At 63.9% G+C, this 14228-nt stretch carries 12 protein-coding genes; 9 read left to right on the top strand and 3 right to left on the bottom strand.

The genetic code is table 11. The features are described 5' to 3' along the window. Window positions 1–66: 66 nt before the first annotated feature. The 4 genes from AB0K21_RS40420 (at window position 67) to AB0K21_RS40405 (ending at window position 4458) form a co-directional block, all read left to right on the top strand. Entirely contained in the window at window positions 67–417 is a 351-nt protein-coding gene (locus tag AB0K21_RS40420) for a winged helix-turn-helix domain-containing protein (RefSeq protein ID WP_343971219.1), read from the top strand. A 377-nt stretch (window positions 418–794) separates the two neighbouring features. Continuing rightward, window positions 795–1748 carry a tyrosine-type recombinase/integrase gene (locus AB0K21_RS40415; protein ID WP_343971222.1) on the top strand — a complete coding sequence of 318 codons (954 nt, stop codon included), beginning with the start codon at window positions 795–797 and terminating at the stop codon, window positions 1746–1748. 369 nt (window positions 1749–2117) lie between these two features. Further along, window positions 2118–2885 (top strand): class I SAM-dependent methyltransferase, encoded by a 768-nt coding sequence (locus tag AB0K21_RS40410; RefSeq protein ID WP_343971225.1) that lies wholly within the window; start codon window positions 2118–2120, stop codon window positions 2883–2885. A gap of 304 nt (window positions 2886–3189) precedes the next feature. Continuing rightward, window positions 3190–4458 carry an IS110 family transposase gene (locus tag AB0K21_RS40405; RefSeq protein WP_364157774.1) on the top strand — a complete coding sequence of 423 codons (1269 nt, stop codon included), beginning with the start codon at window positions 3190–3192 and terminating at the stop codon, window positions 4456–4458. Between the two features lie 177 nt (window positions 4459–4635). Here AB0K21_RS40405 and AB0K21_RS40400 read toward each other — a convergent pair whose 3' ends face one another. The 3 genes from AB0K21_RS40400 to AB0K21_RS40390 form a co-directional block, all read right to left on the bottom strand. Next, entirely contained in the window at window positions 4636–5670 is a 1035-nt protein-coding gene (locus AB0K21_RS40400; RefSeq protein WP_364157771.1) for a tyrosine-type recombinase/integrase, read from the bottom strand. A 643-nt stretch (window positions 5671–6313) separates the two neighbouring features. Next, window positions 6314–7612, bottom strand: a complete 1299-nt coding sequence (locus tag AB0K21_RS40395) for a hypothetical protein (RefSeq protein ID WP_364157769.1) — start codon at window positions 7610–7612, stop codon at window positions 6314–6316. Beyond that, entirely contained in the window at window positions 7609–7806 is a 198-nt protein-coding gene (locus tag AB0K21_RS40390; protein WP_364157766.1) for a hypothetical protein, read from the bottom strand. The genes AB0K21_RS40395 and AB0K21_RS40390 overlap by 4 nt, the downstream gene beginning before the upstream one ends. A gap of 573 nt (window positions 7807–8379) precedes the next feature. On the opposite strand from AB0K21_RS40390, the gene AB0K21_RS40385 reads away from it, so the two are divergent. From AB0K21_RS40385 to AB0K21_RS40365, 5 genes are all read left to right on the top strand, one after another. Further along, window positions 8380–9993: a transposase gene (locus tag AB0K21_RS40385; RefSeq protein WP_364157763.1), complete on the top strand. Its 1614-nt coding sequence runs from the start codon at window positions 8380–8382 to the stop codon at window positions 9991–9993. Between the two features lie 61 nt (window positions 9994–10054). Next, window positions 10055–10564 carry an ATP-binding protein gene (locus AB0K21_RS40380; protein ID WP_364157760.1) on the top strand — a complete coding sequence of 170 codons (510 nt, stop codon included), beginning with the start codon at window positions 10055–10057 and terminating at the stop codon, window positions 10562–10564. Window positions 10565–10621: 57 nt separating this feature from the next. Beyond that, window positions 10622–11401 (top strand): ATP-binding protein, encoded by a 780-nt coding sequence (locus AB0K21_RS40375; RefSeq protein ID WP_364157757.1) that lies wholly within the window; start codon window positions 10622–10624, stop codon window positions 11399–11401. Window positions 11402–11445: 44 nt separating this feature from the next. After that, window positions 11446–13068, top strand: coding sequence for a hypothetical protein (locus tag AB0K21_RS40370; protein WP_364157754.1), 1623 nt, complete (start codon window positions 11446–11448; stop codon window positions 13066–13068). A 40-nt stretch (window positions 13069–13108) separates the two neighbouring features. After that, window positions 13109–14206, top strand: a complete 1098-nt coding sequence (locus AB0K21_RS40365) for an IS630 family transposase (protein ID WP_364157751.1) — start codon at window positions 13109–13111, stop codon at window positions 14204–14206. Window positions 14207–14228 lie beyond the last annotated feature (22 nt).

Raw genomic sequence — 14228 nt, 5'->3', positions numbered from 1 at the left:
GCACGGCCCATCGGGGGTGTCCATGTCGTGTTTCCCATTTCGCGATAGGAGGAGCATGCTTTTACGATGACCACTGTGGTATCCGACTGGACATTCCTGACCAACCACGCCCACGTCCTGGTGTGCATCGCCCGCGACCCCGGCATCCGCGTCCGCGAGATCGCCGTCGACGTCGGCATCACCGAACGCGCCGCGCAACGCATCGTGGCCGACCTGGTCGCCGCCGGATACCTCACCGCCACCCGCGAAGGGCGGCGCAACCGCTACCAGCTCAACCCGTCCCTGCCCCTGCGCCACCCCTTGGAACGCGACCACCAGATCGGGGAGATCCTCACGGTCTTCCGCGTCGCCGACGCGCCCGCGCCCAGCGCCAGGCCCGAACCGCTGGACCTACCTACGGCCGATACACGCCGGTAGGCCGCCGAGCAGGCCGGCCAGGGGTGCCGGACCAAGGAGCACGCAGTGGCGCGCAGCGGCATCGGAGGCGGTGGCCCTCGTCCACCCGCAGCACACAGGCGAGGGCCCGCCCCACGAATCGCGGCCGCCAGCCTCCTCCGGCCTGGTGACCGCCCCACCACCCTGATAACACATAACGTGACGGCGCAATCGCTGCACGCGATTTGACGGGGAGTCGAGCGCCTCGTCGATCGGGCAGCGGACCTCGGCGCTGTGACATAGAATTTGCATTACCTGTCACACTGACCTCGCGAGCCGAACAGACGCCCAGCTCGCCGGAGACCGAGCCAGCCCCGACTCGGCAACGTTATGTGTCACATCAGCGCAGGAAGCCTCTCGTGACGGTTGTGCCGTTGCCCGCCCCGCCCGCCGAGACCCTCGGCGGCGAGAGCGTCGCGGCCGCCATTGACCGCTACCTCGACTCCGTCCAGACCGCCACGACCCGAGCCAGCTACGCCGAGACCCTCGCCCGGCTCACCGCACTCGCCGGGGATCGACCCGCCGGCGCGCTCGCGCCCGACGACTACGCCGCGGTGATGGAGCGGTGGGCCGGCGCCGCGGCCGCGACCTGGAACCGGCACCTGTCCGCGCTCACCTCCTTCACGACCTGGGCCGGACGTCAGGAGATCCTCACCACCAATCCCGCTCGCCGCCTGGAGCGCCGCAAGAGCGCCCGGCGCGGCGACCGCTCGATCCCGCGCGCCCGCCTGGACAAGCTGTTCACCGACGACCGGCACCGCCTGCGCGAGCGAGTGCTGTGGCGGATGCTGTATGAGACCGCCGCCCGCGCCGAAGAACTCCTGTCCCTCAACATCGAGGACCTGGACCTGGAGTTCCGGCGCGGCCGTGTCCGCTCCAAGGGCGGCGCGATCGAGTACGTCCACTGGGCCACCGGCATCGCCCGTCTCCTGCCCCGACTGCTGCGCGGCCGCACCCGCGGCCCGGTCTTCCTCGCCGACCGACGCGCCCCCACCTCCGGGCCACGCACCCCGGCAGCCGCCGACATCTGCCCCAAGACCGGACGCGGCCGATTGTCCTACCCGCGCGCCGAGCACCTCTTCAAGATGGCGACCGCCGCCCTCGATCCGCACAAGAACGGCTGGACGCTCCACCAACTACGACACAGCGCACTCCAGCATCTGGCCGCCGACGGCCGCACCGCTCCCGAGCTCCAAGCCAAATCCCGCCATCAGCACCTCGCCAGCCTCGGCCGTTACGTCCACCTCGGCGAACAGACCTCCGCCCAGGTCACCGCCGACACCGACCCCGCCGCACGCCGCAAACTCCGCTGACCCGCATCGGAACGGTGGATGGCGGCAACTCCACCCGAGTCCACTCGCTAACGCCACTGGCCGTTCCGTTGTCGCTCAAGGCCCGGTGCTCGCGGTCTCCACGATCACCTCCCGGCAGCCGGCGGCAGCGAGCGCGTCCAGCTGCATCTGATGATCTTGCGCACGTCCGGAGACGCGGGCGTACCCGAGCCGGACGGTGTTGGTGTAGGCCGCGGGCGTCTGCGGTACGGGCTACATCATGGAACCGTCCCGAAACACAATGTTCAGGCCAGGGTTTCAGGACGGCTTTCGGGACACCCTGACCTGGACCTCTCGACCGCGATCGCGACCGTCCCGTATTCGAGCGTTTTCGGGACTACCATGCTCGGCATGTCTGGTCGCGCGCTGAGCTTCGGAGCGATGGCGGAAGCCTACGAACGGTTCCGGCCGGGGTATCCCGTGGAGCTCTTCGACATGGTGATGGCCTACGCTGCCCGGCCGGTCAGGACCGCCCTGGAGATCGGCGCTGGGACAGGCAAGGCCACCCGCCTGTTCGCTGAACGAGGGATCGCTGTAACGGCGACCGAGCCCGATGAGGCCATGCTCACCGAGCTGCGCAGACACGTGCCGGCGAACGTCAGGACCGTGCAAGCCGCGTTCGAGGACCTGCGGCCGGGAAAGAGGTACGGCTTGGTCTACGCGGCTGCGGCGTTGCACTGGACGAACCCGGAGGGTCGGTGGTCACGGGCGGCTTCGCTGGTCGAGCCAGGCGGCGTGTTCGCCTCATTCGGCGGCCCGATCGAACTGGCCGACCCGGCTGTGGAACAGGCGGTCTGCACGGTGCGATCACCGTTCCTGGCAAGTGATGGCGTTCCCTCTCCGGACGGGACGCCTCCGGAGGCGGAGATGCAGTGGCCAGGCACGGAGCTTCAACGGTCCGAGTGGTTCACCGATGTCCAGCAGGCCGTGATCGAACGCCGCTTGACGCTGACTGCTCACGACTACATCGGTCATCTCTCGACCGTCTCAGCTTATCTCGTCTTGCCAGACGCGGAGCGCGAGCAGGTGTTCAGCCAGATCATCAAGGTTCTGCCGGAAACGGTCGAGATCATCGCCGACATCACCGTTCATTTCGCGCGTCAGCACGACGAGCCTTAACGGTCTGGCCACGCGCCTAATCTCCTGACCCGGCGCCTGGTCTCGTTCTACTTTGCGGCTCGCCGTAGCTTTAGTCTCCAATCTCCCCCTGGTGGAGGAGGCCGTTCGGGCCTGAAAATCGGGGTGGTTGCTCGCTGACGTCGTATCTCCTTGGTCGTTCAGGCCGTGCTTTAGTCGGACGCCGGGAGCCGCGCCTGTGGGCCTTTCACTGTTGCTTCGAGCACGCGGATCAGATTCGTTACCGTCCCCTTGCGGCTCCCGCGGGTAACCACCCTCACGCTGTCCCCGGCGGTAAGGAGGCCCGATGCTCGCCCAGACCCACGACACCGAAGAGATCATCGAAAGGGTCGCCGCTCTCGACGTCGGCAAGGCCACCCTGGTGTGTTGCGCCCGCGTCCCCGACGACAAGAAAGCCGGCAGACGGCTGCAGGAGGTGCAGACTTACACCACGATGACGCGGTCGCTGCTGTCGATGAGCGATTGGCTGCGCTGCCTGGGCGTCACCCGAGTGGTGATGGAAGCCACTTCCGATTACTGGAAACCGGTGTTCTACCTGCTGGAGGCCGCCGGGTTCGAGGTGTGGCTGGTCAACGCCCGTGACGTCAAGCACCTGCCCGGCCGCCCGAAGACCGACAAGCTGGACGCGGTCTGGCTGGCCAAGGTCGCCGAACGTCAGATGCTGCGGCCCAGCTTCGTACCGCCCCCGGAGATCCGGCTACTACGGGATCTGACCCGCTACCGGGTGGACCTGGTCCAAGCCCGCACCGCCGAGAAGCAGCGGGTGGAGAAGCTGCTGGAGGACGCGCAGATCAAGCTGAGCGTGGTGGCCTCCGATATCTCCGGTGTCTCCGGCCGCGCGATGATGGCCGCCCTCATCCGCGGGGAGCGTAGTCCCAAGACGCTGGCGCAGCTGGCGCGCTCCAGCCTGCGCGGCAAGATTCCCGCGTTGGAGGAGGCCTTCACCGGCCGTTTCTCCGATCACCACGCGTTCCTGCTGGCCACGATGCTGGCCCGAGTCGATGGCATCAACTCCGACATCGCCACCCTGGATCAGAAGATCACCCAGCAGATCTCGCCGTTCACTGCTGCTGTCGAGCGTCTGGATGAGGTTCCAGGGATCGGCCTGACCGCCGCGCACGCGATCATCGCCGAGATCGGCTTGGACATGAGTCGGTTTCCCACCGCCGCGCACCTGACCTCCTGGGCGAAGTTCGCGCCGGGAGTCAAGGAGTCGGCCGGCAAGCGTAAGGGGAAGAACGCCACCGGGCACGGCAACCGCTATCTGGCCCGCACTCTGGGCGAAGCCGCGGTCGTGGTCGGCCGGACCGACACCTTCCTGGGCGAGCGCTACCGGCGGATCGTCCGGCGTAAGGGCAAGAAGCGGGCCATCGTCGCGGTCGGCCGCTCCATCCTGGTCATCATCTGGCACCTGCTATCCGACCCCGATACGCACTTCATCGATCTGGGCGCCGACTTCTACGCTCGGCGCATCAATCCCGACCGCAAGAAGCGCAACCACGTCCGCGAGCTCGAAGCCCTCGGCTACCGCGTCACTCTCGAACCTGCCGCCTGACCACTACCGTCTGCACGACCCCGCTCCGCATCACCCCATGAGGTTCGCTGCCGCGTGCCCAGGGAATGTCTGATCTTCGGATCAGGAGTTCTCACACGGACGCAGGAGGACTCTTGGCGGAATGAGCTCAATACGAAACAGTGAAGTCCTCCTCCTGATCGAAGCGGTTGCGGGACGCTACAGGCCGGCTTTGCCCATGGGGTTGTCCTTCCAGCGGTCGACGGCGCGGACGTAGCCGTGCACGGTGGGGGAGGTGGGCTTCCAGCGGCCCTGTTCGGCGATCTTGCCGGTGGGCACGTTCGCATCGGCCAGGGTGGTGGCGCCGCCGGCGCGCAGGCCATGTGCGCTGTAGCGTTCGGCGTCGGCCAGGCCGGCGCGCAGGGCGGCGTCCTTGACGATGGTGTTCAGTGTGACGCCCGATAGACGCAGGCCGCCGCGGCCGGCCCAGCCGGGGGTGCCGCCGATGCGGCCGAAGCGGTCGATGGGCCGCAGCAGCGCCCCGGTGGTGATGCCGCACTCGTGCAGCATGGCCAGCCAGGCCTGCACCGAGCGGACCGGGCAGGTGGCAAGGTGTGAGCCGTAGGGGACCGCGACGGTCTGCCCGGCGGCGTCCTGGTCGGTCTTGCTCATCGGGATGAACACCTCCAGTCCCTGGCGCGGGAAGGTGAGGTGTTCGCAGTCGATGGCGGCGAGCTCGCTGCGCCGGCCCATCAGGGCGAAGCCGAGCACCAGCGTGGCCCGGTCCCGGATCCCGGTGAGGGTGTCGTCGGGGGTGTGTTCGATGAGGCTGCGCAGGATGTCGATGGTGATCGGCGGGGCCTTGCGCATCGTGTTGCCCGGCTTGGTGCTCCAGTCGCGGCGGTAGGCGCGCAGCGCGTCGCGGGCGGCGGTGGTGTGCGGTCTGGGCAGGCCCGCCTTGCCGTGCGCGGACGATACGCAGGCCAGTGCCTGGTCGATGCTGGCCGGGGCCAGGCCGCGCCCGGCCAGCTCGGCGACGAAACTGGCCAGGGTGGCGCTGGTGGCCGGCAGCGGGGTGCGGCCGGTGGCGGCGCACCAGGACAGGTAGCCGGCCCAGATGCGGGCGTAGGCGCGGGTGGTGTTGGCCGCCGGGGCCGCCGCGATCAGCCGTGCCGCCTCCTCGGTCACCTGCTCGTCCGCTGAACGACGGTCGCCGGCGACCGGCACCCCGTCCAAAACGACAGCATCATCCATACGTGCCGCACTGTTGGTCGGAGCGCGCCGAGCGAGCACGAACCCGGACAGGCTCGGCTCATCGGGGGAGGCATCCACCCCAGCACCGTCATTGCCGTCAAGGCCCGGCGTCATGCCGTCATCGTCGTCTGTGCGCTCCAGGTGGGAGTCGTCACAAAAGTGTCAGTACAAAATCGTCACTTCGTGTCAATGCCCAGCTCAGAGGCCGTTTCAGTCTTCAAGGTAGATCGTTTAGGACAACGATCAAAAGCTTCGTCGATCTCCGTATGACATGCAGTGACGATTTCTACTGACATAAAGTGGCAAACCTGCAGGTCAAGACCTATGGACATCTGCTTTATCGCAGCGGTTCGTCGTCGGATGTCAGTAGACGCTATTCCGTGGGCCACGGTCACCGTCGCCGTGACGGCCGGAGACGGCAAGGTTAGCGGGGGAGAGGTAGGGACGTCGTCGATGCGGGCTGAGACGTCTCTGCGTGATATCGATTAGGCTGCTGAGCGCGAGCGAACCGTGCAGGATGACACGCAGGTAACCAGCGGGACGGGGTCGAGGCGCTGTACCGGTGTGTTCTGCCACGGTATGGGAAGTTGATCGCTGGAAGGGTGTTGTGTGTCCAGCGTCATATGTGTACGAGCCCCACCCACTACCGCAGCTGGGCGCTGATGAAGTTCTGTACCGGCGTGGTGTACCCCTCCCACCCGTCGTAGGAGAATCCTTCGTTCTGGGCGGCGAGGTCGATCTCGTGGAGCTCCTTTGCCAGGTGCGGGCCGTCACCCTGGAAGATTTCCTGCCGCATCCGAGGGTCACGCAGTAGCCGTTCGGCCGCGGGATTGGTGCGCTGGGTGTCGAACCGGGCGAAGTTTGGGTGGTAGCCGCCGCCCATGTCGATTCCCACAAGGCAGACCAGGAAGTCGAACTGGGTGAGGCCAGTCAGGATGCGCTCGTCCTCGGCTTCGACCTCCGGTCGCAGACAGCCGAGTCGGCGAACCATGTCGCGAGCAAGGCTGAGCAGGGATAGTCGGATCGCTTGAGTGCCTTGCCGAGTTTCCAACGATCCCGCCCGGGCTGCCATGGTGAGAGTGTGCCGGGTCCAGGTGCGGTAGCTGTTCCCGCCGATGGGTACCTGGTGGGCGGCGAGCGTCTTGACCGCTGGCCAGTTGCTCCCTCGTACGGCCAATGATCCCAGCCCGAGCACATGCTCGGTCATCATCAGCCAGAACGCGGCGATCTGCTGAGAGACGTAGCTGTGGCCGATACCCACCTGTTCAAGCGGAAGGTCATAGATCGAGGTCAAGGTTGCTGTCGTACGATCGAACCACTCTTGACGCTCGATGGTGAGGAAGGTCGCCGCCAGGCATGCCAGTCGCTCCACCAGCTGGGTGAGTTCGGTGGTGTCGCCCGCCCGCAGCAGTTGACGAGCGCGGGCAGGTGCGCTGTTCAGCAGCAGTCGCAGCGGAATGTCGTCTCTGGCCCGCAATAGTTCGATCGCCGCGGCGGTGAGGACTTCGGGTTCCAGAGCGAGGTTGAACTCGGCAGCCGGCCCGCGCGTGACCTGCTGGCCTGCGCTGCCGATTTTGAGTTCCTGCACCAGTCGCCGGTACTCAGCTGCGTGGTCACGTTCCCATCGGGTTTGTTCGATCTTTACGCGCTGGGCGATGACCTGTTCCAGGCCCCGCTGGCTCATGCGGCGGCTCTCGGTTCCGTCGCGGAAGAATACCTCGCCTTGGCGAAATACCGTCTTGGCGTCTTTACCGTGACCGTATTGGCCGTCTGCCTGGAAGAACGCGCAGCCTGCCGGGTTCGGCGCGATGTAGATGAGAACAACGTGTTGACCGTCGACCTGATGGGTCTGCGTCCGGATTTCCAGCGTGTCAGGCAACCACCTCAGCAGCATCGGCCGCAGCCGTGCCTCATCGAAGGGCACCTTGTGTGCCGACGTCATCGCGGCGGTGGGAGCGCCGTGCCCATCGACGCCGATAAACAAGAACCCGCCGCGCACCCCTCTTTGGCAGGGTCAGGTGAATCCTTGTAGTCCAGCGTGGGGTACTCCGCCTGCAGCGCCAATAGCTCAAGAAGCTTCTCCCGGTTCACCACCGGCTCGACCACGACGGGCTCGATCGTCCCTGGCTCGATCATCGGCTTAACGTAGCCGACCAAGGGTGCACATGGAGGCCGATACACCCGTAGCCGGTGTAAGCAGATGGCGGCTGTGAGCGGAGATGATCGTCGGGCCAGATGGTGCCCTTGGAAGAGATGTTGGTCGAGGGATCGCCGCGGTGGTGCGTGCGGGCTGCCACGTCATCGTTGGTCTGATCCCCTTCGGTGGGTGGCGTCGACAGCGTTGACAGGTCCCTCTTGGCAAGCTGCGTATTCTGTGGCGTTTCGCGAAAACCACCCCCTTGCTTTAAGTGTTTGTGTCGACTTTCCGAGTTTGATCTCGCGCTTCAGTCGTGAGAAGTGGGACGAAGAACTAATTCCCTGCATCAAGGCGAAAGTTCTGCAACCTCTTATTTGTACATAAGGACCGAAATGACGTTGAAAGGGAGGGTGGTGCGGCAAAATTTGTCGATAATATTCTATCGACAGCCTCGTTGGACGCTAAAGAGGAATGAAAATATTCTTTCTTGAGCTTTATGTGCATTCCAGAGTTATCTGCCCGTCTGCGGTTAAGATTATTTTGGACATGAAGTTTGTTTGTGCGGAAAGGGTATGACCTTGTTCGAACCCGAACAGAACGGTGGTTCCTCACCGTTTCCCGCGGAACCCTTGCGTGATCTGCGCCCCGTGGTTGTACGCCGTCTTCTGGAGCTCGAATCTCAGGGAAGTCTGACGGGTAAGCACGTTGAGCTGGTCGCCTCCTGTTGTGGGGTGACGGACCGTACGGTGTGGCGCTGGTTGGAAGCGGCTCGTGTGAGCTGCGGCGGTGAGCAGGCGGGACGAAGGCGGTTCGAGGTCACCAAGGAGGTCCGAAGCCTTCTGGCTTTCTGGAATGGTAATGCCGCAGCCGTGCGACGTGAGTTGGTTGAGATGGAACAGCAGGGCGGATCGCCGGCGCCGAGTATGTCCACACTCCACCGGGCGGTACGTCGTGATCTTTCTGCTGGGCATCGGGCCACTCTTCGTAAGGGGGAACGGGCCGCTCGTTCTTACAACGTCTTCTTGCGGCGTTCTAAAAAAGATAACGAGGAGCTCTATCGCAATGTTGTCTGGGAGGCCGACCACAAGGATTCGCACGTCGAGGTTGACATAGACGGTCGGTTGTACAAGGCATGGGTGACGTGGTTCATCGATGTGGCGACTGACGTGATCTGTGGCGTGGCCGTCACTGCCGGTACGCCGAGCAGGGACGCGGTTTTGGCGGCGCTGCGTAGCGCAATCTTGCGGACGGAGCCGTATTCGCCATTCGGTGGATTGCCCGGATTCATTCGAATTGATCGCGGGAACGACTTCCTGTCGAATGCCGTTCAGGCGGCACTGGGCAGGTTCGCGATAGCCGTGGGGGACTTGCCCGCCTACCACCCTTATCTCAAAGGGACCGTCGAGGCTATCAATGGTGCAGCCGAGGAGATGCTGTTTGTCTCCCTTCCCCGCTACACGCGTCGACCGAAGCTGATCAACAACAAGGTCATCGACCCCGACCAGCCGCCACTGACGTTTGAGGCCTTTGTTAACCAGTTGCTGGATTGGGTGCACAAGTGGAACAACGACCATGTTCTTTCAACAACCGGAAAGACTCCTGCCGAGGGGTGGTATGACGACCCCACTCCGCTGTCGGATGTGCCGGCGGAGGAGCTTCGGATGTTCACCATGGAGGACGACGGGCGAGCCCGGAAGATCACGACCAAGGGTGTGCAGTGGAAGAAGAAGTTCTATGTCGCTGACTGGATGACCGGTCATGCGGGTCTCAAAGTGCGGCTGCGCTGGATACCGCATCATGATCATGAGGTGGAGGTGTTCGAGGACCGGACTGGTCGTTACCTCGGATCGGCTTACCTGTCCGATCAAGCCACCAGTGACCAGATCGCCGCCATGCATCGGGCTCGAGCCAAGGTGACCCGGCAAGGGCGTACCGACTTGCGCGCGGCGGAGAAATTGCGCCGGATGCGCTTTGCTGCGGTCACGACCGCACATCCCCCGCAGATCCTAGGGACGGTCACAGCGCTTGAAGCCCAGGTCGAAAGAGAGCGCTTCGATGAGGTGGATCTTACCCGGCTAGCAATTTTCGACCCCCCGTCGCCTGCACCGCTGCCGCCAGGATGGGTGCTGCCGAAGCCTCCCAGCGCCGTGACGGAGCATCAACCAATCGAGGGAACCCAGGAATGATCAGGTCACGTTCCGCTCTTAGCCAGTTACGGTCGATTGCCTTGGTATCTGCGAGTACGCCATGATCATTCCACGGAGCGCGAGCTTTCTTGGAAAATCTAAGGACAACCACTACTTCACGCTGCCGGACGCGAGCATTGTGGCGACCGATTCATTACGTATCACTCGCGAGAATCTGGAGGAGGTGATCGCCGCCAAGGCGATGGTGTGCATTTATGACGATTCGGGCCTAGAAAAGATTTTGTCGGTGAACGCTTCGCCGCGAGGCATTACACCGCAGCAGTTCCATCGCATCCCGTTTCACGGCCGGCCGACTCCGCGTTATATCCGCAGTGTGCTGTTCGACGCTTTGGCTATTGCGGGAAGGCGCCCTTCTAGGCCGGCCGAATTCGATAGCTTGCTTATTGGGGCGCTGGCCGAAGAATTCCGCATGTTCATCTGCGATGAAAATCAGTGGCAGTCGCCCGAGTGTTTCGGATACTGGCGGCATTTGTGGAGTGACAAAAACACCGATATGGCGGTGGTCTTCGTCGGAGGCATCAACAAGTCGAGGGAGACCGGACATGATTAGGTTACGTTCAGCTGTTGGTCGACTGTGGCCGATCGCCCTCGTGCTTGCGGTTACATCATGATTATTGCTCAAAACACAAGTTCTCTCGGAAAAGTCGGGGACGACCAGTATCTCAGGCTGCCGGACGCGAACATTGTGGCGACCGATTCATTATGCATCACTCGGGAAAATCTGGAAGAAGTGATCGCGGCCAAGGCGATGATGTGCATTCACGGTGATGCAGGTCTGGGAAAAACTTTTTCGGTGAACGCCTCGTTGCGAGACATCGCGCCGCAGCAGTCCTACCGTATCCAGTTTCGCGCCCGGCCGACTCCGCGTTACATCCGCAGTATGCTGTTCGACGCTTTAGCTATCGTAGGAAAACCCCCTTCCAGGCCGGCCGAGTTCGATAGATTGCTTAAGGGAGTGCTGGCCGAGGAGTTCCGTATTTTCATCTGCGATGAAGCTCAATGGCAGTCGACCGAGTGCTTCGAATACTGGCGGCACCTGTGGGATGACAAACACACCGATATGGCGGTGGTGTTCGTCGGAGGCGGAGATTGTTACAGAGTATTGTCGCGGGAGCCGATGCTGGCATCTCGTATTTACATATGGCAGGAGTTTCGCCGTATGAGCCTCGATCAGGTCTACTCCGTGATCCCTGCGTTTCATCCCATTTGGGAGGATGCGGATCCTGTCGATATTGAGTTCGTTGATGACAAAGCGGCGCATGGCAACTTTCGTTCCTGGGCGAAGATCACTTTGCATACAGTGCGGGCGCTATCGCGAGCGGAGCAGCATCGTGTCGATCGTGATGTGCTGCTGCGAGTGTTTAGCAAGCTCGGCGGCCGCTCGTGAGCGCGTCACCGGCCGCCGGTGAAAGAGCCGATGGCTATCCACTGATGATCGTCTTAGATCCGGACGACGATGTTGACTCCATCACCCTCGCATGGGAGGCACATGATCCATCACGGGGATCGATCACCATTCACCCCACTCCTGGGGCCAACGGAGTGGTTGACGTGTGCATGGATGTGCTCACCGCGCTGGGAAAGCCGATCGACCAAGCCTCGTCCCTGGCGGGCCCCGGAGGTGTGGAGGAACGCCTCTCGCGTGTGGCTACCGCCTGGGTGGTCGCCGAGGGGGTCTGGCACATCATTGTGTTGCGCGCGCACCTGCTCACCCGGCAGCAGCGGACTCGCGTGATCCAGTTGGCCGATGATGCCGGCGCGATACTGACAGCTGTGTGGCATGCGGCGGCTGCGGACTGGCCGGAGGAGTTTCCGGGCAGTTGCCGCTTCAAGGTTGTGGGAAGTCTCCGCCAGGCCATCGTCGCGGCTAAGTACAACCGCAAACCGTGGCGGACTTCGACACCGATCCGGCGCGTGCTGCGCTGTACTTCCACCGGTCAGCAGCCAAGCCTGCACGCGGCGACCGACACCGAGGAGCAACCGCTACCAGGGCTGCCGACCAGCGACTTTCCCTATTTCCGCGCCGACGCCTATCGGCAGTTGCGCCTCAACTACCCCACTGACAAGAGCTCCGGCTGGTCAAGGCTCGATTTGTCAGCCTTCGAGCGAGTGGATGCCGTCTACAACTATGGGATGGACATGGCCTGCACCTGGATCCTCCAGCAGGACGATTTGGGAGACCAGGTCCCGACGGCAGCGCCCGCGCAACTTCCTCTCGACACCATAGAACTGCCGGGGCAGGGCCACCCGGAGCACTCTCCCTTAGACGATCGAGGGGTATTGCCTTTCGCGATAGCTCGTCGCATGCCCGGCACTGGGGCGACTCAGCTTGAGCCCTACCCTTATCGGGCTGGTAGTGTGCGTTCACTGCGGCTGTTCCTGGCAGATCTGGTCGCTGACTGCCCGACCCGTGAACACGCGATCGTCCGCATCCGCGGGGCGCAGGCAGGGTTTTTCCTGCATGGGCTGCTCCTTGCCGTGCCCCCGTTACTCGATCGCGCCACCGGGCGCGGACTCATCGCACGGTTGAACGTTGAGGACACCGATCGCATCCGCACCCGCGTCCTGCACCCGGTACACGCCGCCGCGTTGGCCACCGTCCTGTTCACCGGAGCCGATCCCGCCCAGCTCGCCGGGGTTTCCATTGCCACTCTCAGCGACGATGCGGCCACTTTGGAAGTCATGGAGAGCCCCATCGAGGGCTACCGTCTGGTCGATGAGCCGATCATCTACGGAGTGCCCATCTACGCGCGGCCGTTACTGGCTGCTGCCCGGCTGTTTTTGTCGCTGTGCGGGAGCGAGCCCACCGAGCCGCTCCTTGCACAGGGAATCGGGCGCGGTAACCAGCAACTGATCGACACCGCCCGGTTGTGTGCTCTTACCGTACCGGCGCTGGTGGAGCGACGTCAGGGGATCCGGCCCTGGGACCTGCGGACCGACTGCTGGAGGGTGGGAAAATCACTGCACCGCCTCCAAGGCCCCATGGTGTCGCAGTGGAATACCTCTAGTGGCGTGTCACTGAACCTTGCTGGGCTATTTGATCTCGGCGGGTGAGCAGGCCAGCCTGGTCCCGGAGTAGTTCTGGGAGGTGGTCATGGCACGTAAACCCGAGGTGTTCGTCCGTGCGCTGACGATGGAGGAGGGACGGCGCCTGCAAAGGATCACCCGATCGGCCAAGGATCCGGTGAAGCTGCGGCGGGCGATCGTGGTGCTGATGTCCGCGCAAGGGCAGTCGGCTTCGGCGATCACGTCGTTGATGCAGGTCAGTGACGACTACGTGCGCCAGGTGGTGCACGCGTTCAACGAGCGGGGGTTCGAGGCGTTGGACCCAAAATGGAGCGGGGGTCGTCCACGCAGGATCAGTGAGTGGGTGCGCGAGCGCATCTGCCTGATCGCCCGGACGACCCCCGCCGAGTGGGGCCTCACCGGCTTTTCCACCTGGAGCCTGTCCAAGCTCGCCGCCCACCTGATCGAGTTGCGGCTGGTGACCTCGATCAGCCGCCAGCATCTGGCGCGGATCCTCAAGGCCGGCAAGGTGTCATGGCAGACCACCACGACGTGGAAGAGCAGCAACGACACCGACTTCGTCGCCAAGATGCAGCGCATCCTGGCCCTGTACGACGCCCCACCCACGGGTGGGCGGGTGGTGTGCGTGGATGAGTTCGGCCCCTTGAACCTGCAGCCCCGCAAGGGCAAGGCCTGGCGGCCGGGTAAGAACCCCCGCCGCCTGCGGGCCACCTACAACCGCTACAGCGGGGTCATGCACCTGCTCGGTGCCCTGGACCTGGCCACCGGGAAGATCCACTACCGGATCCGTAAACGCAAACGATGGCGTGAGTTCCTGTCGTTCATCAAGTCCCTGCGCGAGCGCTGGCCCGCAGGCACCCTCCACCTGATCGTGGACAACTACTCGCCGCACAAGCATCCCCAGGTCAAAGCCTGGGCCGCCGCCAACGAGGTCGAGCTGGTGTTCCTGCCGACCTACGCCTCCTGGCTGAACTGGATCGAGTCCGAATTCGCCGCACTGCGCTACTTCGCCCTCAACGGCACCGACCACCGCAGTCACCCCGAGCAGAACGCCGCCATCGCCGCCTACATCCGCTGGCACAACCGGCACGCCCGGCCCAAGGTCAGCTTCGCGGCCAGTTCCCCGATCCGCTCATGGACCAGTTATCCCACCAAGGTTGCGTAACACGCCACTAGCCAGCTGCAGG

The organism is Streptosporangium sp. NPDC049248 (assembly GCF_040678965.1).
Classification (GTDB): Bacteria; Actinomycetota; Actinomycetes; order Streptosporangiales; family Streptosporangiaceae; genus Streptosporangium; species Streptosporangium fukuiense.
Note: the sequence above shows the minus strand (reverse complement) of the source record. Positions and strands in the feature narration are given on the sequence as shown.